At 69.9% G+C, this 18,703-nt stretch carries 18 protein-coding genes and 1 pseudogene; 15 read left to right on the top strand and 4 right to left on the bottom strand.

Annotated elements, in window-relative coordinates; all coding sequences use genetic code 11:
• The first annotated feature begins 49 nt into the window (after positions 1-49).
• The 12 genes from ABD225_RS09050 to ABD225_RS08995 all read left to right on the top strand — a co-directional run bounded on the left by ABD225_RS09050 (position 50) and on the right by ABD225_RS08995 (position 12,656).
• Entirely contained in the window at positions 50-2,158 is a 2,109-nt protein-coding gene (locus tag ABD225_RS09050; protein WP_344083821.1) for a catalase, read from the top strand.
• An 82-nt stretch (positions 2,159-2,240) separates the two neighbouring features.
• The gene (locus ABD225_RS09045; protein WP_344083818.1) at positions 2,241-3,422 is read left to right on the top strand and encodes a zinc-dependent alcohol dehydrogenase; all 1,182 of its coding nucleotides are present in this window, start codon (positions 2,241-2,243) and stop codon (positions 3,420-3,422) included.
• Positions 3,419-4,390 carry an SDR family NAD(P)-dependent oxidoreductase gene (locus tag ABD225_RS09040; RefSeq protein WP_344083815.1) on the top strand — a complete coding sequence of 324 codons (972 nt, stop codon included), beginning with the start codon at positions 3,419-3,421 and terminating at the stop codon, positions 4,388-4,390. Before ABD225_RS09045 ends, ABD225_RS09040 begins: the two co-directional genes overlap by 4 nt.
• Positions 4,391-4,395: 5 nt before the next feature.
• Positions 4,396-5,391, top strand: coding sequence for an acyl-CoA dehydrogenase (locus tag ABD225_RS09035; RefSeq protein ID WP_344083813.1), 996 nt, complete (start codon positions 4,396-4,398; stop codon positions 5,389-5,391).
• Positions 5,392-5,393: 2 nt separating this feature from the next.
• A complete protein-coding gene (locus tag ABD225_RS09030; RefSeq protein ID WP_344083810.1) occupies positions 5,394-6,758 on the top strand; it encodes a PIG-L family deacetylase in 1,365 nt (454 codons plus the stop codon).
• Positions 6,755-7,519 carry a glycosyltransferase family 2 protein gene (locus tag ABD225_RS09025; RefSeq protein WP_344083807.1) on the top strand — a complete coding sequence of 255 codons (765 nt, stop codon included), beginning with the start codon at positions 6,755-6,757 and terminating at the stop codon, positions 7,517-7,519. The genes ABD225_RS09030 and ABD225_RS09025 overlap by 4 nt, the downstream gene beginning before the upstream one ends.
• Positions 7,516-8,589, top strand: a complete 1,074-nt coding sequence (locus tag ABD225_RS09020; RefSeq protein WP_344083804.1) for a glycosyltransferase — start codon at positions 7,516-7,518, stop codon at positions 8,587-8,589. Before ABD225_RS09025 ends, ABD225_RS09020 begins: the two co-directional genes overlap by 4 nt.
• Complete coding sequence (locus tag ABD225_RS09015) at positions 8,586-9,560, top strand: glycosyltransferase (RefSeq protein WP_344083801.1); 975 nt, start codon at positions 8,586-8,588, stop codon at positions 9,558-9,560. The genes ABD225_RS09020 and ABD225_RS09015 overlap by 4 nt, the downstream gene beginning before the upstream one ends.
• Positions 9,553-10,416, top strand: coding sequence for a glycosyltransferase family 2 protein (locus ABD225_RS09010; RefSeq protein WP_344083798.1), 864 nt, complete (start codon positions 9,553-9,555; stop codon positions 10,414-10,416). Before ABD225_RS09015 ends, ABD225_RS09010 begins: the two co-directional genes overlap by 8 nt.
• Positions 10,417-10,582: 166 nt before the next feature.
• A complete protein-coding gene (locus ABD225_RS09005; protein ID WP_344083795.1) occupies positions 10,583-11,482 on the top strand; it encodes a hypothetical protein in 900 nt (299 codons plus the stop codon).
• The gene (locus ABD225_RS09000) at positions 11,479-12,003 is read left to right on the top strand and encodes a phage holin family protein (RefSeq protein WP_344083792.1); all 525 of its coding nucleotides are present in this window, start codon (positions 11,479-11,481) and stop codon (positions 12,001-12,003) included. The genes ABD225_RS09005 and ABD225_RS09000 overlap by 4 nt, the downstream gene beginning before the upstream one ends.
• Positions 12,000-12,656, top strand: coding sequence for a DUF3618 domain-containing protein (locus ABD225_RS08995; protein ID WP_344083789.1), 657 nt, complete (start codon positions 12,000-12,002; stop codon positions 12,654-12,656). Before ABD225_RS09000 ends, ABD225_RS08995 begins: the two co-directional genes overlap by 4 nt.
• A 108-nt stretch (positions 12,657-12,764) precedes the next feature.
• On the opposite strand, the gene ABD225_RS08990 is transcribed toward ABD225_RS08995, so the two are convergent.
• Positions 12,765-13,253: a DUF3253 domain-containing protein gene (locus ABD225_RS08990; protein WP_344083786.1), complete on the bottom strand. Its 489-nt coding sequence runs from the start codon at positions 13,251-13,253 to the stop codon at positions 12,765-12,767.
• A gap of 29 nt (positions 13,254-13,282) precedes the next feature.
• Positions 13,283-13,780: a hemerythrin domain-containing protein gene (locus ABD225_RS08985; RefSeq protein WP_344083783.1), complete on the bottom strand. Its 498-nt coding sequence runs from the start codon at positions 13,778-13,780 to the stop codon at positions 13,283-13,285.
• A gap of 154 nt (positions 13,781-13,934) precedes the next feature.
• Here ABD225_RS08985 and ABD225_RS08980 point away from each other — a divergent pair, with 154 nt between their 5' ends.
• From ABD225_RS08980 to ABD225_RS08970, 3 genes and pseudogenes are all read left to right on the top strand, one after another.
• Positions 13,935-14,213: a putative sulfate exporter family transporter gene (locus tag ABD225_RS08980; RefSeq protein ID WP_344083780.1), complete on the top strand. Its 279-nt coding sequence runs from the start codon at positions 13,935-13,937 to the stop codon at positions 14,211-14,213.
• Positions 14,214-14,242: 29 nt separating this feature from the next.
• Positions 14,243-14,641 (top strand): annotated as a pseudogene (locus ABD225_RS08975) (putative sulfate exporter family transporter); the annotation flags it as partial.
• Between the two features lie 58 nt (positions 14,642-14,699).
• Positions 14,700-14,909 (top strand): hypothetical protein, encoded by a 210-nt coding sequence (locus tag ABD225_RS08970; protein ID WP_344083904.1) that lies wholly within the window; start codon positions 14,700-14,702, stop codon positions 14,907-14,909.
• A 15-nt stretch (positions 14,910-14,924) separates the two neighbouring features.
• Here ABD225_RS08970 and ABD225_RS08965 read toward each other — a convergent pair whose 3' ends face one another.
• A complete protein-coding gene (locus ABD225_RS08965; RefSeq protein ID WP_344083901.1) occupies positions 14,925-15,110 on the bottom strand; it encodes a hypothetical protein in 186 nt (61 codons plus the stop codon).
• 380 nt (positions 15,111-15,490) lie between these two features.
• Complete coding sequence (locus ABD225_RS08960) at positions 15,491-18,571, bottom strand: fibronectin type III domain-containing protein (protein WP_344083777.1); 3,081 nt, start codon at positions 18,569-18,571, stop codon at positions 15,491-15,493.
• Positions 18,572-18,703 lie beyond the last annotated feature (132 nt).

Here is an 18,703-nt window from a genome sequence, read left to right as displayed (position 1 = left end):
GGTTGACTCGAGGGGTCACATCTGCCAACCGTCCGCTTAGGAGTTTCGCGTGGCAACCCAGAAGAAGACCCCCAAGCAGTCGCCCACCGGCCAGAGCGCCGAGGTGCGCGGCGCCGGTGACGAACTGCACCAGCGCGCAGGTGGAGACGTCCCGGCACTGACGACCGCGCAGGGCGCGCCGATCGCCGACGACCAGAACTCCCTGCGGGCCGGCGACCGCGGCCCGACGCTGCTCGAGGATTTCGCCCTGCGCGAGAAGATCTTCCACTTCGACCATGAGCGCATCCCCGAGCGCATCGTCCACGCCCGCGGGTATGGCGCCCACGGCGTCTTCGAGTGCTACGAGCCGCTCACCGATCTGACCAAGGCAAGCGTCTTCGCCGAGGCCGGCAAGCAGACCGAGGTCTTCGTCCGCTTCTCCACCGTCGCGGGCAATCTCGGGTCCTTCGACCTGGCCCGCGATGTCCGCGGGTTCGCGACGAAGTTCTATACGGACGAAGGCAATTGGGACCTCGTCGGCAACAATATCCCCGTCTTCTTCATCCAGGACGCGGTCAAATTCCCCGACCTGGTCCACTCCGTCAAGGAGGAGCCGGACCGCGGCTTCCCGCAGGCGCAGTCGGCGCACGACACCTTCTGGGACTTCGCCTCGCTGATGCCCGAGTCGACCCATATGACGCTCTGGCAGATGTCCGACCGGGCGATCCCTCGCTCCTTCCGGATGATGCAGGGCTTCGGCGTGCACACCTTCCGCTTCGTCAACGCCGCGGGCAAGAGCAGCTTCGTCAAATTCCACTGGACCCCCGTGCTCGGTATGCAGTCAGTCGTCTGGAACGAAGCCGTCAAGATCAATGGCGCCGACCCCGACTTCCACCGTCGCGATCTCTTCGAGTCGATCGAGGCGGGCAGCTTCCCGCAGTGGGAGCTCGGGGTCCAGGTCTTCGACGACGCCTTCGCCGACTCCTTCGAGTTCGACATCCTCGATCCCACCAAGCTCATCCCCGAGGAACTCCTCCCCGTCCGCCCGGTCGGCCTGATGACCCTGAACCGCACGGTGACCAATGTCTTCGCCGAGATCGAGCAGGTCGCGTTCATGACGCAGAACGTCCCGCCGGGCATCGACTTCAGCAACGACCCGCTGCTCCAGGGCCGCAACTTCTCCTATCTGGACACCCAGCTCAGCCGCCTCGGGAGCACGAATTTCACCCAGATCCCGGTCAATGCACCACGCTGCCCGGTCGCGCACTTCCAGCGCGACGGCCATATGCAGATGTCCACCCAGCCGGGGCGGGCGACATACGAGCCCAATTCGTTCACCGGTGTCGACGGCGGCCCGCGCGAGGTGGGCGAGAGCGGTCACGTCCCTGTCGAGGAGGAACTGACCGGCGCCAAACGGCGCATCCGCAGCGAGTCCTTCGCCGACCATTACAGCCAGGCGCGCCAGTTCTGGATCAGCCAGACGCCGGTCGAGCAGGACCACATCGTCGCTGCCTATGTCTTCGAACTCGGCAAGTGCCAGATCGAGGCGATCCGGGCCCGGATGGTCGCGAACCTGCGCAATGTCGACGAGCAGCTCGCGACTCGTGTCGCCGAGGGCCTGGCCCTCGACCTGCCCGACGCCAGCCCGGCCAAGGTTGCGACCATAATGGACATCGAGGCCTCCCCCGCCCTCAGCCTGCTGGGCCGGGCCAAGGAGACCTTCGAGGGTCGTAAGCTCGGCCTCGTCGTCGGCGACGGCGCCGATGCCGCGCTCGTCAAGGCCGTGCAAAAGGCGGTCAAGGATGCCAAGGCGTCCATGGAGATCATCGCGGTCGCCGTGGGTGGTGCCACGCTCGCCGACGGCTCGAAACTCCCTGCGGACCAAGCGATCGCCGGTGCCCCGTCGGTCCTGTATGACGCGGTCGCCGTCATCGGGGGCGAGGACGGCGGCGCGGCCCTGGGCAAGGAGCCCGCGGCGCGTAACTTCCTCAACGACGCCTTCCATCACTACAAGGTGATCGGTCTCGGCAGCGCCGACGCGATGGTCAAGGCCGCCGGCCTCGACCAAAAGATCGAGGGCGACGACGCCGTCCTGCAGCTCGACAAGGCCGCCTCGGTCCAGGCCTTCCTCCAGCGTTGCGCCAAGCCGCGCAAGTGGGATCGCCCGATCGGCGTCTGACCGACGCCTCAGGCCGCGGCCGGCTCACGCCGGTCGCGGCACACCCCCACGACATACCGCCACAATCGTCAGAGGAGCAGATGTGCGCGCATTGACCTGGCAAGGCACCCGGGACGTCCAGGTCCGGGAGGTGCCCGACCCGCGGATCGAGCATCCGACCGACGCCGTCATCAAGGTGACGTCGACCGCGATCTGCGGCTCGGATCTGCACCTCTACGAGCCGCTCGGCCCCTTCCTGGCCAAGGGCGACATCCTCGGTCACGAGACGATGGGCATCGTCGAGGAGGTCGGGAGCGAGGTCACGCATATCGCTCCCGGCGACCGCGTGGTCATCCCCTTCAATATCTCGTGCGGGCACTGCTGGATGTGTACGCGCGGCTACACCGCGCAGTGCGAGACGACCCAGGTGCGTGAGCAGGACAAGGGCGCGGCGCTCTTCGGCTACACCGAGCTCTATGGCTCGGTGCCCGGCGGTCAGGCGGAATATCTCCGTGTACCGCAAGCACATTTCGGCCCCGTCAAGGTCCCGGACGGCTTCGCCGACGAGCGCTTCCTCTATCTGTCCGACATCTTCCCCACGGCCTGGCAGGGCGTGGAGTATGCCGAGGTCGAGGAGGGCGGCACCCTCGCCGTCTTCGGTCTCGGCCCGGTTGGGCAGCTGGCGACGCGGATCGCGAAGCACAAGGGACTGCGCATCATCGGCGTCGACAGTGTCCCCGAGCGTCTCGCCCTCGCCCGTGAGTGGGGCATCGAGGTGCTCGACACCTCCGAGGTCAAGGACATCCCGCTCGCGATCAAGGACCTCACCGAGGGCCGCGGTGCGGACGGCACCCTCGACGCGGTCGGTATGGAAGCGCACGGCAGCCCCATCCTCGGAGCGGCCGTGAAGGGTGCCGGCCTGCTGCCGGATGCCGTCGCCAAGCCGATGATGAAGACGATGGGCGTCGATCGCCTCGGGGCTCTGCGCTCGGCCATCGGCTCGGCTCGCCGGGGCGGGAGCGTGTCGGTCGTCGGGGTATATGGCGGCATGGCCGATCCCATGCCGATGATGGAGATCTTCGACCGGCAATTGTCGCTGCGTTTCGGCCAGTGCAATGTGCGCCGCTGGGTCGACGACATCGTGCCGCTGCTCTCCGAGCAGGATGACATCTTCGGGCTGGAAACCCTTGCAACACATCGCCTTTCGTTGGATGAGGCGCCGCACGGATATGAGATCTTCCAGAAGAAACAGGACGGCTGCATCAAGGTGGTGCTGACACCATGACCGGCGAAGCCGCCGGCATCGCCCTCGTCGCCGGAGCCTCCCGCGGCCTGGGCCTCGTGCTCGGCACCGAGCTCGCCCGGCGCGGCTACACCGTGCACGGCTGCGCGCGCGACGCGGAGGAACTGGAGCGCGCGCGTCCGCTGGTGACCGAGCGGGCCGGCGGTTCGGGACGCTTCGTGCCGGCCGTATGCGATGTCCGCGATCCCGACGCCGTGCAGGCCTGGGTCGAGCAGGTGCTCGCCGACGAGGACCGGATCGACGTGGCCGTGCACGTCGCGGGGATCATCCAGGTCGCACCGCTGGAGTCGACCACCCTCGGGCATTTCCGCGATGCCGTCGACACCATGCTCATGGGTCCGGTGCACCTCGCCTTGGCCGTGCTGCCGTCGATGCGCGAACGGTCATACGGCCGCATCGGGATCGTCAGTTCGGTCGGGGGGCTCGTCGCGGTCCCGCATCTGCTGCCGTATACCGTGGCGAAATTCGGTGCGACCGGCCTCGCCGAGGGGCTCCACGCCGAATTGCAGGGGACCGGCGTCACCGCGACCGCCGTGACCCCTGGCCTGATGCGCACCGGCGGCCATTGGGCGGCTCAGTTCGCCGGGGATGCGACCGAGGACTATGCCTGGTTCGCGCCCGGCGCCTCGTTGCCGGTCCTCTCCATCGACGCCGATCGCGCGGCCCGCCGCATTGCCGACGGGGTCATCGCCGGCAAGCCGACGGTCGAACTGACCCCGCTGACGATGATCGGCCGGCGCGTGCACGGACTCGCACCGGCGACGACGACGCGCGTCATGGGACTTATCGGCCGCGCGCTGCCGGAGGGCCCTGATCGCGGCCCCTCGATGTCCTCCGAACGTCCACAGATCGACGGTGCGACCGCTCGCCGGCGGCTCGCCTCACGTGTCGTCGACACGCTCAGCACGCTCGGCGACCGGGCCGCGCGCCGCAACAACGAGAGCGGCTGAGCAGCATGGAACTCGAGGCGACCATCGTCACGCGGGCCCGTGACCTCGGTCGCGCGCTCGCCGCCGAGGGCGACCTCGCGGACACCTTCGCGTTCGCCGAGGAGTTGTCGCCCTGCGCGCGCGAATTGGGGAGCGACTCCACGGCATATCTGCGCACTCTGATGTCGCTCGGTGCCGGCGACCTCTCCGTCGCGCGCGTGGTCGAGCCACATCTCGATGCCCTGGCCATCTTGAGCCAAGCAGGGATCGCGGCCGATGGGGGCGTATGGGGTGTGTATGCCGCCCACGGCCCGGGGCACCGCCTCGAGGCCGTCGCGGACGGCGGCCGGTGGAGCTTGTCGGGCACCAAGCCCTGGTGCTCCCTGGCCGGCGAGATCGCGCATGCCGTGGTCACGGCGCATACGAGTGCGACGACAACGCGAGCCTTCGCCGTCTCCCTGCGCCATCCCGGTGTCACCCATCCCCGGCAGCCGTGGGTTCCTCGCGGCCTCTCGCGAATCCGTTCGACGACAACCCAATTCGCGCAGGTTCCGGCCGAAGCGGTCGGTGACGACGAATGGTACCTACGGCGTCCCGGCTTCGCGTGGGGTGGCATCGGCGTCGCCGCGGTGTGGCTCGGCGCCGCGCACGCACTCTTGCAGACGCTCGCCGACTCGGCCGACCGGCGCGAGCCGGACCAGATCGCCCTCATGCATCTCGGGCGGGCCGATATCACCGTCCACGCCGCCACCCTGGCCCTGGGCGACGCTGCGCGGGCTATCGACGCCGGCGAGGCCACCGGACGGGCAGGGCCGGTCCTGGCCGATCGCGTCCGCAGCATCTGCGCAGCGACCCTCGAAAAGCTCGTGACGATCACCGGCCACGCCCTCGGCCCGGCACCGCTCACGGCGGACGACGAGCATGCGCGCCGGATCGCCGATGCGACGGTCTATGTCCGGCAGCATCATGCCGAGCGCGATCTCGCCCGCCTCGGCGGTGCGCTTCTCGACAGCCGGGCGTGACGATGAGCAGGCCCTTCCGGCATACGGATCCCGGCACCGACGAACCCACCTGGCTGCTCGACGATCGCTGGGACGCGGTGCCGGCGCGGGAGGCGCGGGAGCTGGTCACGGCATACGACCTGATCGTGCTGCTGGCCCCGCACCCCGACGACGAATGCCTCGGTGCCGGTGGGCTGCTCGCGACGGCGCTCGCCGAGAGGGTCAAGACGACCGTCGTGCTGGCCTCGGACGGCGAGGGGTCGCATCCGCACTCGCAAGTGTCCCCCGCCGAACTCGCGCGGCGCCGCAGCGCGGAGGCGTCACGCGCCGCCGCCGCCTTGGGCGGTCCGCGATCGGTGTCCCTTTCCCTTCCCGATGGCGGCCTCGATGGTCACGTCGAGGCGATGGCGCAGGCGGTCGCCGAAGCGCTGGGCGAAGGCCGCTGCCTGGTGCTGACCACGTGGTCCGCCGACGGCCATCCCGACCACGAGGCAGCTGCCAGGGCGGTGACCCGGGCCGTCGCCGGGCGAGCGATCGCCGACGTCGCCTTCGTGCCCGTATGGCTGTGGCAATGGGGTTGTCCCGACGACCTGCCGTGGGAACACCTGATCCTCGTCGACCTCGAGCCGAATGCCCTGTCCGCCAAGGAGAATGCCATCGCCTGTCATCGCACGCAGGTCGAGCCGCTCGGGCAAGGCGCAGGAGAAGAGACCTTGTTGGCCGAGCACATCGTGGCTCGCTTCTCGCGCGTCGTCGAGACGCTGATCGTCCCCGGCGAGCCCGCGGTCGGCAGGTCCGGTCAACGACGTGACCGGGCGCGGACCTTCGATGCGATGTATGACGATGGGTCCGACCCCTGGGACTTCGGCCGGTGGTACGAACGGCGCAAACGCGCGCTGACGATGGCCGTTCCGGCGCACGAGAGGTATGCCCGTGTCCTCGACATCGGTTGCGCGACAGGGGAGCTCACCGAGCTATTGGCTCAGCGGGCCGACTCCGTCGTGGCCGTTGACGTGAGCGAGCGTGCCATTGCGATCGCGAGGGCCAGGCTCGGCGATCCGGGCGACAGCATCGACTTCCGGGTCGGCGAGTGTCCGGTCGTGATCCGTGAATTGCGTTCCCAGGGAAGGAAATTCGATCTCATCGCTCTCTCGGAGGTCGGATACTTCCTCACCGGCTCCGAGTTGCTGGCCAGCCTCCGCGCGATCCGCGGGCTTCTCCCCGACGGCGGGGAGGTGGTGTCGGTGCACTGGCGGCACCCGACCGACGGCATACCTCTCGACGGCCCACGCGTCGATGCCCAGATGCGGGCCGTGTTCGGCGCCCCACGCGTCGACTATCGCGACGACGACCTGCTGTTGACGGTTCACGGTGGGCAGGTTCGATGAGCGCGCTGACCGCTCTGCTGCCCGCAGCCGACCGCATTGCCCGCGTGGCCGTCGTGGTGCCCGCGCGTAACGAGGAGGAGCTGATCTCCTCGTGTCTCGACGGGCTCCTGACCGCCGGTCGCGAACTCTCGGGGCGTCGACCGGAGATCGACATCGACCTGATCGTGGTGGCCGATCGCTGCACCGATGCCACAGAGCAGCTCGTGCGCGAGCACGGCCTCGTGCCCGTGCGATCCGATCACGGCAACGTGGGAGGAGCGCGCGCACACGGCGTGCTGCGAGCGCTGGCCAGGGCGCGGCGTGCGGGCGTCGTGCCGGCGCAGCTGTGGCTGGCCGGAACGGACGCGGACAGCATCGTGCCACCGCACTGGCTGAGCACTCAGGTCGAGTTCGCCGAGGCGGGGACCGATGCCGTGATCGGCACCGTCGAACCACGCGATGTCGCCGACAGCCTGTTGCTGCGCCGGTGGCACGACCGGCATGACCTGCGCGAAGGACACGGCTATGTCCACGGTGCCAACCTCGGCATGCGCGCGAGCACCTATCTGGCGGCCGCCGGCTTCCCGCACACCCGCCGGGACGAGGACGTCGCCCTGGTCGAGGCGATCCGGCGCAGGACCGACCGGTGGATCGCCACCGACAGCACCCGCGTCTCCTCCTCGGGACGGCTGACCGGACGCTGCGAGGGCGGTTTCGCGGACTATCTCGCGGGCCTGGCCGCAGACGTGACCGGTGGTGCGCCGCCGGTGACCGCACCATGAGACTCGCCGTGCTGGCGACCTCGCGCCACCCACTCCGGCAGCCGTGGCCGGGGGGCCAGGAATCGCAGACCGCCCTCTTGGCACGAGGACTCCGTGAGCGTGGACATCAGGTCGTCCTCTTCGCGGCCGCGGGGTCCGATCCGGATCTCGCCGACGAGCTGCATGCCTATCCGCGGTTGCCGCCACTGTCGGAAGTCAGCGCGCTGGACCCGCACCTGCCGGAGCCGGAGTTCCTTCGCGACCACGCCGCCTTCACCGCCGCCATGACCCAGGTGCTGCGCGACCAGGACATCGACCTGGTCCACAACCAGAGCCTGCATCACCTTCCGCTGTCGATGAGCCCGGCCCTGCGCGTTCCGGTGGTGACGACTCTGCATACGCCGCCGTTCCCGTGGATGGAGTTGGGTGTCGCTCTGGCCGACGATCGGGCGCGCTATGTCTGCGCGAGCCGGGCGGCGGCGCGCGACTGGACCTGCCTGCCTCGGGATCCGGAGATCATCCCCAATGGCGTTGTCGTGCCGCAGGATTCGCCGGGACCGGGCGGTGACGACCTCGTCTGGGTCGGACGCGTCACCCCGGAGAAGGGCCTGGACCTGGCCATCGCCGCGGCCCGGATCGCGGGTCGCCGGCTGCGGATCATCGGCCCTGTGAGCGACGAGGCGTATGCGGATGGGGTCATCCGGCCGCTGCTCGGTGCTGATGCGCAGCTGCTCGGGCATCTCCCGTCCGAGCAGATCGGGCCCGTTCTCGACGACAGTGCCGCCTGCCTGGTGACGCCGCGGTGGGACGAGCCCTTCGGCCTCGTCGCGGCGGAGGCGATGGTGCGCGGGACACCGGTCGTCGCCGTTGCCCGTGGCGGGCTGAGGGAGGTGGTCGGCCCCGGCGGCGGTGTCCTTGTCCCTCCGGGTGACGACGAGTCCGTGGCGACGGGCCTGGCCGCCGCGGTTGCTCAGGCAGCGGCTCTCGACCGGACGCAGGTCGCCCGGTGGGCGCGCCGAGTTCACGATGTCGAGTCGTCGATCACGCGGTATGAGCAGTTCTTCGCCCGGGTCCTGGCGGGTGCCGCGTGAGAGTCGGCATCTATGTCCATCACTCCGGGTCCGGCCACGGCCGTCGTGCGGCGTCCATCGCGCAGGCGGTGCGGGAGCGCGGTGCGGCGGTGAGCGTCGCAGGATCCTCGGGCGTGGTCGATCTGTCCCTGCCGCGCGACGACGAGCCGCCCGCTCAGGGCGACGCTACGGCTCGAGGAGCGCTGCACTGGGCTCCGTTGCGGCACAACGGAATGCGCGAGCGTAGCCAGTTGATCGCCCGGTGGGTCGCCGAGGAACGTCTTGACGTCGTCGTCGTCGATGTGTCGGTCGAGGTGGCCGCGCTCGTGCGGCTGCTCGGCGTGCCTGTCGTCGTCGTCACCCAACCGGGCGACCGCACCGACCGGCCGCACGCACTGGCATACGACCTCGCCGAGGTGATCCTCGCGCCCTGGCCGGACGGCTTCGATGCGGGACCGCACGTTGGCCGCTGGCGGGAGAAGGTCGTCGCCGTCGGGGGTATCAGCGCTTTCACGACGCGTCCACGGGCAGAACGGCCCAGCCCCGCGTGCCCCTACGGCGTGCTTCTCGCCGGCGGCGACGGGTGGCCCGATCCCACACTGCCGCAGCGCATTTCATGCGCCGTTCCCGCGCTCACATGGCACACGCTCGGCGGAGAGCACTGGCTCGACGATCCCGAGGACCTGCTTCGGGGAGCGGACGTGGTGATCAGCCATGCCGGCCAGAACGCCGTCGCCGATCTCGCGGCGGCCGATGCGCCGTCGATCGTCGTCGCCATGCCGCGACCCTTCGACGAGCAACGTTGGATGGTGCGTGGCCTGGCGGCGGGGGGCTGGTGCACCGGCATCGACGATGCCTCTTCCCTAGCCGACGCCGACTGGGCCGCCCTGGTCCGGCGCGCGACGACGATGCCACGTCGGTGGACGGACTGGCATACGGAGGGAGCGGCCGGCCGCGCCGCCGACGTCATCCTGGACGTCGCACATGGCTGAGGTCGTCATCACGCTCGTCCATGGGCGTCATGAGCACCTACTGCGTCAATGGCGGATGCTTCGCACGGTGGCGCCGGAGGTCTCTTATGTGGTGATTGCTATGGGGGACAACGCGATTGCCGGCCTCCTCCGCCTCGACCCGCATGCGCATGTCGTCGAGATCCCGGTGACTCCGGACGGCTTGCCGCTCGCGGCGGCTCGCAATCTCGGAGTGCGCACGGCCCGGCAACTCGGCGGCGAGCCGGAGCTCCTCGTCATCCTCGATGTCGATTGCCTGCCGGGTCCCGGCTTGATCACGCGATATGCCGAGGCCGGCCGTCGGGCTCCGGACGACCTGCTCTGTGGTCCCGTGACCTATTTGCCCCAAGGGCTGCTGCCGGAGACCCCGGAAGCGCTGGCTGCGGCGACCGCGCCGCATCCGGCCCGCCCGGCGCCCGAGGCAGGCGATCTCGAGCGCGACGGCGTGCACGACCTCTTCTGGTCGCTCAGCTTCGCTCTGACACCGGCGACGTGGGACCGGATCGGCGGTTTTTGCGAGGAGTTCACCGGATATGGCGGCGAGGACACCGATTTCGCGTGGCGGGCGAAGGCGGCGGGCGTGGGCCTGGCCTGGGTCGGCGGGGCCGACGCCTATCACCAGTGGCACCCGGTCTCGACCCCGCCGATCGAGCATCTCGACGACATCGTGCGCAATGCCCAGATCGTCCATCGCCGGTGGGGTCGCTGGCCGATGCGCGGGTGGCTGGATGCCTTCGAGGCGTCGGGCCTGATCACCTGGCGGATGGACGCGAGCGGCACACCACGTCCCACGCGGGTGACGTCGGGGCCAGATGATGCGCCGTCAGTCCACCCCTAGAGGTGTGCACGAAAGGGTGCAATTCTCCGAGGCATGTTGCCAGGCGGCCGCTAAGCCCCCGTGAGGTTGGCGGCGAACCTAGCGTTGTCCGAGATGGGCCGGCCGTGGGTCGGTGAATGCTGCCTCGGCCGCCCAGGACCCTGATCACACCCAGAGAGGGATCACGATGTCCGATCCGCTGTCCAATATCCCCACTTCGGGCGACCCGCTCGCCGGCGCCCCGGCGACACCGCCGCCCACGCAGCCCGCGACGCCTCCGGCGAAGTCCACGACGCCCGCGGCACCTGTGCAGCGGACGGCATCCGGCGACTCGACGGCCGCCGCGGCGGCGAATGAGGCCAAGAGCGTCGCGCAGGACGCAGGCGAGAGCGGTAAGGCTGTCGCCGCCACCGCGAAGGACGAGGCACAGCAGGTCGCCACCGAGGCGAAGAATCACGCTCAGGACCTCTTCCACCAGGCGCGCGGCGAGGTGACGGCGCAGGCATCGACGCAGCAGCAGCGCGCCGCCGAACTCCTGCGCGCCTTATCCGGCGAACTCGGCCAGATGGGCCGCTCGGCCGACACGGGCATGGCCGCCGGCTTGGTCAACCAGGCATCGGGTCACGTCGAGCAGATCGCCGGCTGGCTCGAGAACCGAGAGCCGGCGGATCTGCTCGACGACATCAAACGGTATGCCCGTCGCAACCCCGGCACCTTCCTGGCCGGCGCCGCGCTGCTCGGTTTCGTCGGTGGCCGCGTGACCCGCAGCCTCCAGGCCCAGGCGTCGAACGATGGCTCGCCGACCGCATACGGACAGCCGCGCCCCGCCGCGGCCTTGCCGCGCCACGAGGTCCCCACCACCCACGTGCCGAGCGCCGCGCCGGCATACGGCGGCGGGCAGGCGTCGACCACCCCCGCGCCGGCGTCCCCAGCAGCGGGCGTCTCGCCCGGGCCGGCGACCACCAGCGGCACCGCAGCCGACGGCCCGCGACGCACCACGGCACCGACGGGCACGCCGACGACGTCCCCTCGTAGCGAGACCCCGGCGGCGACGACCAATCCGGCCGGCATGGAGCGGCGCGGATGAGTTCGCCGGTCGAACACGGAGCGAGCGCGCTCAACGGGCCTGCGGGGAGCGCCCCGGACCTGCGACGGCCCGCCGCCCCGGGCGAGGTGCGCCCCGCGGAGCAGATCGATGGCGCGCACGACACCTACGACAAGGGCGAGGTCGGCTCGATCGGGGCGATTCTCAGCGCCGTGGCCGGTGACATCTCCACGCTGATGCAGCAGGAGGTGGCGCTGGCCAAGGCCGAGGTTCGCCAGTCCGCGCAGAACGCCGGCAAGGGTGCGGGCATGCTCGCCGGTGCCGGCGTGGCCGGACACCTCGCGCTCATCTTCATGTCGTTGGCTCTGTGGTGGGCCCTCGGCACCTGGATGCATCGCTTCGGGTGGGCGGCGTTCATCGTCGGCCTGCTCTGGGCGGCGATCGCCGGAGCTCTCGCGATGAAGGGTCGCTCCGAACTCAAGAATGTCAATGGCTTGCCGCGCACCGTCGAGACCGCCAAGAAGGTCCCGGATGCGCTGAAGGGAAATGAGGACCACCGATGAGCAATACGGACATGAGCAACGACCCCGACGAGCTGCGCCGTGACATCGAGCGCACCCGCGAGAACCTGAGCCAGAATGTCAACGCCCTCGGCGAGGCCGTCGACCCCGGTGCCGTCGCCAAGCGACAGGTCGAGAAGGTCCAGGACAAGGTCATGGGCGTCGGTCAGGGCCTGAAGGAGAAGGTCATGGGCAGCGACGACGACTATGGCAATGACGGTGTCGCCGCGAAATTCGGCGACGCCGGCGACAAGGTCGGCGAACTCGCCGGTTCGGCCAAGTCCTCGGTCGAGAATGCTCCGGCCGCTGCCAAGCGCAAGGCCCAGGGCAATCCGCTGGCCGCCGGTCTCGTCGCCCTGGGCGCGGGCTGGCTGCTCGGCTCGCTGCTGCCCGCTTCTCAGCGGGAGCAGGAACTGACCGATCGCGCCAAGGACGTCATCGAGGACAAGGGCCAGCCCCTTCTGGACGAGGTCAAGTCGGCGGCCCAGGATGTCGCCGAGAACCTCAAGGCGCCCGCCCAGGAAGCTGCCGCCGCGCTGAAGGACAGCGCTCAGGAGAGCGTCGAGAAGGTCAAGTACGAGGGCCAGGACGCCGCCGCGCAGGTCAAGGCGAGCGCCAAGGACTCCGCCGAGACGGTGCAGCAGCAGGCGAAGTAACCCGCCTCCTGGCTGCACGAAGAACCCCGGCGACCCGCGTCGGTCGCCGGGGTTCTTCGCGTCTCGGACATTGGGCCGGCGGTCTCCGATCAGGCGTATGCCGGCGCCTCACCGAGGGGTATGCCAGCTCCGCAACGCGGGGCCGGGAGCGAGCCGGATGGGGCCGGACACCCCTGGTGGGACGTCGAGACCACCCTGCTGGATCCGGATCTCGCCGGCGTCGTGCATGGCCCGGGCGATCTCACGAACGAGCGGCATCAGCGCGCGCCAGGACTCGCCGCCGGCGATGCGCGCTGCCTCGCTCGGGCACATCGATCCGGTCGGCCGGCCGCGCAGGATCGTGCGAATGGCCGCGGCGAGGCGAGTCGACCGGCCGTCGTCGGTCGGCTCCCACCACGGGTCGCCGCGCTCACCCAGGGCGACCTTGGCGTCCTGAACCCACGGCCGCGCATCGGCGGCATGGGTGCGCACGGCGCGGCGGGCGTGCATCAATCCGGCGACGAGCTCGGCCCCAAGTTTTTCGGGGATTCCGGGATCCGTTGCCCGCCAACGCCGTCCGCCCACGACGATATGGCGGCCGTCCAGCGTGCGTTCCACCGAACGCTCACCGGCGGCCGCCGGTGGGGTCAGCTGACGACCGCGTCGATCATCTTCTTGAGAGCGCCGGGCTGCTCCGGCTTGGTCGGGGCCGTAGGGCGCAGCTCGGCCATCCGCGTGCCGATCTCGCGAAGGTCGGTGCGCGACAAGGCATCGCGGACCTTCGGGAACCACTCGTCCTCCTCCTCCTTCACGTGATGGCGGACGTTCTCCATCAGCACGGTGAACTTGGGGAAATAGCGCTCGTCCGTGTCGTCCATCGCCTCGAGCTCGACGGCGAGCAGGTCGACGACGTGGTGCTCTTCATACGACTCGAGGATGTCGTCCTCGATGTCCGGCACGAGCCGGCGCACCTCGGGATACATGACCTCGTTCTCGAGATAGGTGTGCACGGTGAGCTTGCTCAGCACCTCGGTGACGATCTTGCGCTTGCGCGCCGGGGTCGTGGCCTTCTTCTCGAATTCGGCGAAGAGCTTGGCCACCTCCTTGTGGTCGGCCTTGAGCATGACGATGGCGTCCTGAGACATGGGTTCCTCTCGTGTCGGGTCCCGGGCGGGCCCACATCGGGATGTCGATCGGGGGCCGGGCTCGCTATCCGGAGCCTAGGCTGTCGGCCGGGTCCGGATGCCCTTGGCTTCCACCCTCTTTGGAGTGGTATGCCCGCTAGGCTTCCGGGCGATCATGAGACGCGACAACTGGCCCGGCTTGGTGCTGAGCCTTCTCGCCGCCACGATGGCGCTGATCGTCGCTCGCGTGGCGCCGGCGGTCAGTCCGTTACTCGTCGCGATCGTGCTCGGCATCCTGGCAACCAACATCCGCCCGCTCCCGGATCGGCTATCCCCGGGGCTTGCGGTGGCCTCGAAACGCTTGCTGCGCATGGGAATCGTGCTGCTCGGACTGCAACTCGTCCTCGCCGATATCGCCGCGCTCGGCGTCCGTATGGTCGTGGCCGTCGCCTGATCGTGGCTTTCGGCTTCGCCGGCACTCTGATGGCCGGACGCGCGCTCGGCGTGCCACCGATGCAGCGCCTGCTCGTCGCCGCCGGCTTCTCCATCTGCGGGGCGGCCGCGGTGGCGGCAGTCGACGGGGTGGTCGAAGCGGACGAGGAGGATGTCGCCTCGGCCATCGCGCTCGTCGTCCTCTTCGGCACGGCGATGATCGCTCTCGGCCCGGCGCTGACCGGGCTACTCGACCTCAGCACGCGCCGGCAGGGACTCGTCATCGGGGGTGCGGTCCACGAGGTTGCCCAGGTCGTCGCGGCCGGAGGCATCATCGGCCACGCGGCCCTGGCCGCCGCGGTGACGGTGAAACTCGCCCGCGTGGCCATGCTCGCGCCGATGATCATGGTGATCGGTGCGCGCCGCCGGCATCGGCTTGCAGCCGCAGCGACGACGTCGAATCCGCCGCTCGTGCCGCTCTTCGTCGCCGGCTTCCTCGCCGCTGCCGGTGCGCACCGCCGTTCCGCTCGACGATGGCGTGATCTCGGCCGCGCGGATGCTGCAGACCGTTCTCCTTGCCGCGGCGATGTTCGCCCTCGGCACCGGCGTCAAGGCCTCGGTGCTGCGCAAGCTCGGCGGGCGGCCGCTTGCTCTCGGCGCCCTGTCGACAGCCTGGCTCTTCGTTCTCGCCGTGGGAGCGGTCGCCATCACCACCTGACGTCGGGGCAAGATCTCAATCGAGGTCGAAATCCACTCTCTCCCCGCGCAATTGGCGCAGTCCGTCACGCAGCAGGTGCAGCGCCGCCACGACGACGAGCCCACCGACGAGCAGGGCGAGGGCCGGGTCGAGCCAATGGAAGCGCCCCGTCGCCGCGATGATTCCCGCCGGCGACCGCGACCGCCCCTGCCGCTGTGGCATCGGCGAGGGTGTCGATCAGCACCGAGCGCATGTGCACATCCTCGCGATCGGCATCGCGTCCGAGCACCACCGCGCCGGGCAGCAGCACGACGCACGTCACGACCGCGGCGAGCAGCATGGGCAGTCGAGTCGGCGGCGGTATCGCCGGCGGCGGCCAAGAGGCTCACCGCGCCGCTCACGCGCCCGGCGATCAGCAGGCCACCGATGAGCGCGAGATTCAGCAGCAGCAACACGGCGAGCCGGCGCCGCTGACTCCATCCATTGACGGGACCAGTCTCGCGGTCCCGGGCCGGCCACGGAGCGGGTGGGTCACGGCATACGGGCGGCCGCGGTATGCCGGCCTCCCGGGCGCCGCGGCCGCGCGCGCCCGGGAGGGGGTCTCAACAGCCAGTGGGATCGAACGTCTGGGTCGCGGCGGGCACTGCGCCCGAGCCGTTCCAGGTGTTCCCTGCACTGGTCCAATAGGTGCGCAGATTGGGGGCGACGTAAACCGTCGCGAAGTCGTTGCCGGTGAAGGTGCCGCGGATGCTCGTTCCGAGGCCGATGGCGCGGCCGGTGCCGACGGGGCTCTTCGCGATATTGCAGCGGACAATGACGTCCGTGGTGCTGAGCGCCGGGGTGGGCGAGGTGAGGGATGAATCCTTCATCCGGATCGAAAGGCCCCACTGGCGGTAGTCGGTCGCGAGGTTGTATTCCCAGCGGTTGCCCCAGCCCGACATCTGGTCGTTGTAGCCGATGGCAACGCGGCGAACCACGTTGTGGTGCAACCAATTCCAGCTGGAATCGACATCGGTGTTGATGCCGCGCCCATCGCCCGGGATGTCGTGGACGTAGTTCTCGCTCACCTCGTTGTAGTCCGAGCCGCTGCCCAGGCGAATGCCCTCGTGCATGAAATGGGCGGTGGTGTCGGCGAGATTCCAGACCTCATTGCCGGTGACCTTCCAGCCGGTGCTGAAGGTGATCAGCCAGATGCCCGGTCCGGTGCCGCAGTCGATGTCGTGGATGCGGTTGCCGCTCGCCTCGCCGTATGCGGAGAAGATCGCGTGGATGCCGCGGCCGGTGAACTCGTTGTTGCGGATCTTGATGCCCTCGGCCCACGCGAGACCCGGCTTGTCGGTCTTCGTGCGCAGGAAGGGGACGAGCGCGGTGCGGGCGAGCTCCGGGTCGTTGGTGCCATGACCGGGTGCTTCGCGTCGCGACTGCCAGTCCTCGGCGTTGACATAGTTCGTGATCCAGCTGTAGGCGAATTGCGCCTGGTTCCCGGCGATCCACAGACCGTTGTCGATCGTCAGGCCCTCGAAGATCCAGTGGCTGGCGCCATTGGTCAGCTTGATCGTTCGGTCCTGCGCGGCCGACGTGGCGTCGCAGGAGGCGGCGCTGACGGGGTGGGTGAGGACGACCTTGCCGTCGCCGGCCGCCCGCATGGTGATCGGCTCGGCCTTGGTGCCCGACTTCTGGATCGTGATCGAGGCAGCGGAGGCATAGGTCCCGGCCTTGATCAGGATGGTCGTGCCGGGGACCGCCTTGTCGACCGCCTTCTGAATCGTCAGCAGCGGGGCGGCTTCCGAGCCGTCCGCGGTGTCCGAGCCGTTCGTTGCGACATAGAGCACCTTGTCGGCGGCCGGCACCGTGCTCGAGGTGGTCGCGAAGCCAAGGCGCGAGGGCTCGGAGGTATTGCCCGCCTCGTCGCGCGCGATGACGACCAGGACATAGTCGGTGCCGGGCTGCAGGCCGGAGATGGTGGCCGTCGTGCCGGTGGTGTCGGCGGTCGCCACGGCGGTGCCGGCGACGCGGGCCTCGACGCGGTATCCCGCCACCCCGGTGGCGTCGGTGGATGCCGTCCAGGTCGCGGTGACCGAGGTCGTCCCCGCAGTCGTGCGCAGGTCGGTCGGCGCCGTCGGCGCGGTGGTGTCGGGCAGGGCGGGCGTGGCGAAGGTCGCCGTGGCCGCGGCCGAGATATTGCCGGCGGCGTCGCGCGCCGTCACCGAGACGGTGTATGCCGTGCTCGGGTCGAGGCCGGTCAGCGTCCGGCCGGTGCCGGTGACGTCGGTGGTCGACACGGGCTGCGTCCCCTTGGTCAGGGTCACGCGGTATCCCGTCACGCCCTTGGCGTCCGTGCTCGCGGTCCACGAGAGCGTCGCCGAGGTGGCCGACGTCGCGGTGGCGGTCAGTGCGCCGGGCATCGTCGGGGCGATGGTGTCCGGGGCGGCGGGCGTCGTCAGCGACATCGTCGCGGGCACGGAGGTGTTGCCGGCGGCGTCGCGCGCGGTCACGGACACCGCATACGTCGTCTCGGGATCGAGGCCGGTGACCTCGGCCGTGGTGCCGGTGACGTCGACGGTCTTGGTGGCGCCGCCGCCGGTGAGGGTCACGGTGTATGCCGTGACATCGGCGTCCGGGCTCGCGGTCCAGGCCAGGGTGGCCGTCGTCGGTGTCGTCGTGCCGGTGAGACCGGTGGGCGCGCCCGGCGCGGTGGTGTCCGCCGGCGCCTTGGCGACGAAGCTCGTGAAGGCGGAGACCGAGATATTGCCGGCGGCATCCCGGGCGCGCACGAGGACGGAATAGGACAGCCCCGTCGTCAGCCCGGTGAAGGTCTTGGTGGTGTCGGTGACGGTCTCGCGCGACAGGATGGTCGTGCCGCGCTTGAGCACCACCGTGTAGCCGGTGACGGCGACATCGTCGGTGCTCGGCGACCAGGTGGCGACGGCCGAGGTGGCGTCCGGGGCGACGACCAGCCCGGTGGGCACGGTGGGCGCGGTGGTGTCGGACGGCTTGGTCGTGGTGAAGCTGAAATTCGTTGCGGCAGAGGTGTTCCCGGCGGCATCAACGGCCATGACCGAGCCGGTGTATGCCGTCGAGGGCGCCAGCGAGGTCACCGTCGCCGAGGTCGTCGTGACATCCTGTGCGGTCCCGTCGACGGTGACGCGGTAGTGGTGGACGCCGACATTGTCGGTGCTCGCCTTCCACGTGATGTTCGCGCCCGAGGAGGTGGGGGCGGCGACGGGCGACGCGGGCGCCGTCGGGGCGGCGGTGTCGGCCTTGGTCGTGACCGACAGCTTGGCGGCGATGGAATAGTTGCCGGCCTTGTCGACGGCCTTGACGCTCACGGCGTATGTCGTGAGCGGGCTCAACCCGGCGACGACGGCTTTCGGCGAGGTGACGCGGACGCGCTTGGAGCCGACGGTGACGACATACGCCGCAACACCGACGTTGTCCGTGCTCGCGGTCCACGTCAGGGTGACATTCGCCGTCGCGGTGACGGCTTTGAGGTTCGTCGGGGCCGTCGGTGCCTTGGTGTCGCCGGCGCGCGCGGAACTCGCCGGGCTGCGTCCCGGCACGTCGTCCGCGAGCTGGCGAGCCGACGCCGCGCCCGAGACGGCGAGCACGTGCGCCGCGACGACGGCGGCGGCCAGGGGGAGGCGACCGCGCGCAGGTATACGGGAACGAGCAGGGGACGGCATGGGCATCTCTCGGGGGGCAGAGGAACCGATGGATGGCAGGACGCACGCGGGCCCACCAAGCGGTAACTACTGTGCCATGCCGGGCCAAGCCCGGCAAACCGTCCACCCACCACCAACCCGGGGCTGACCTGC

This window comes from Nostocoides veronense (assembly GCF_039531185.1).
GTDB lineage: Bacteria > Actinomycetota > Actinomycetes > Actinomycetales > Dermatophilaceae > Nostocoides_A > Nostocoides_A veronense.
The sequence above is the reverse complement of the archived record's forward strand: the minus strand, read 5'-3'. Positions and strand labels throughout refer to the sequence as shown.

What these genes read in the sequence shown, in the direction of transcription:
- ABD225_RS09040 (WP_344083815.1), top strand. Translation starts at nt 3,419, where the DNA reads ATGACCGGCGAAGCCGCCGGCATCGCCCTCGTCGCCGGAGCCTCCCGC.
- ABD225_RS09035 (WP_344083813.1), top strand. Translation starts at nt 4,396, where the DNA reads ATGGAACTCGAGGCGACCATCGTCACGCGGGCCCGTGACCTCGGTCGC.
- ABD225_RS09030 (WP_344083810.1), top strand. Translation starts at nt 5,394, where the DNA reads ATGAGCAGGCCCTTCCGGCATACGGATCCCGGCACCGACGAACCCACC.
- ABD225_RS09025 (WP_344083807.1), top strand. Translation starts at nt 6,755, where the DNA reads ATGAGCGCGCTGACCGCTCTGCTGCCCGCAGCCGACCGCATTGCCCGC.
- ABD225_RS09020 (WP_344083804.1), top strand. Translation starts at nt 7,516, where the DNA reads ATGAGACTCGCCGTGCTGGCGACCTCGCGCCACCCACTCCGGCAGCCG.
- ABD225_RS09010 (WP_344083798.1), top strand. Translation starts at nt 9,553, where the DNA reads ATGGCTGAGGTCGTCATCACGCTCGTCCATGGGCGTCATGAGCACCTA.
- ABD225_RS09005 (WP_344083795.1), top strand. Translation starts at nt 10,583, where the DNA reads ATGTCCGATCCGCTGTCCAATATCCCCACTTCGGGCGACCCGCTCGCC.
- ABD225_RS09000 (WP_344083792.1), top strand. Translation starts at nt 11,479, where the DNA reads ATGAGTTCGCCGGTCGAACACGGAGCGAGCGCGCTCAACGGGCCTGCG.
- ABD225_RS08995 (WP_344083789.1), top strand. Translation starts at nt 12,000, where the DNA reads ATGAGCAATACGGACATGAGCAACGACCCCGACGAGCTGCGCCGTGAC.
- ABD225_RS08985 (WP_344083783.1), bottom strand. Translation starts at nt 13,780, where the DNA reads ATGTCTCAGGACGCCATCGTCATGCTCAAGGCCGACCACAAGGAGGTG.
- ABD225_RS08980 (WP_344083780.1), top strand. Translation starts at nt 13,935, where the DNA reads ATGAGACGCGACAACTGGCCCGGCTTGGTGCTGAGCCTTCTCGCCGCC.
- ABD225_RS08965 (WP_344083901.1), bottom strand. Translation starts at nt 15,110, where the DNA reads ATGCCACAGCGGCAGGGGCGGTCGCGGTCGCCGGCGGGAATCATCGCG.
- ABD225_RS08960 (WP_344083777.1), bottom strand. Translation starts at nt 18,571, where the DNA reads ATGCCGTCCCCTGCTCGTTCCCGTATACCTGCGCGCGGTCGCCTCCCC.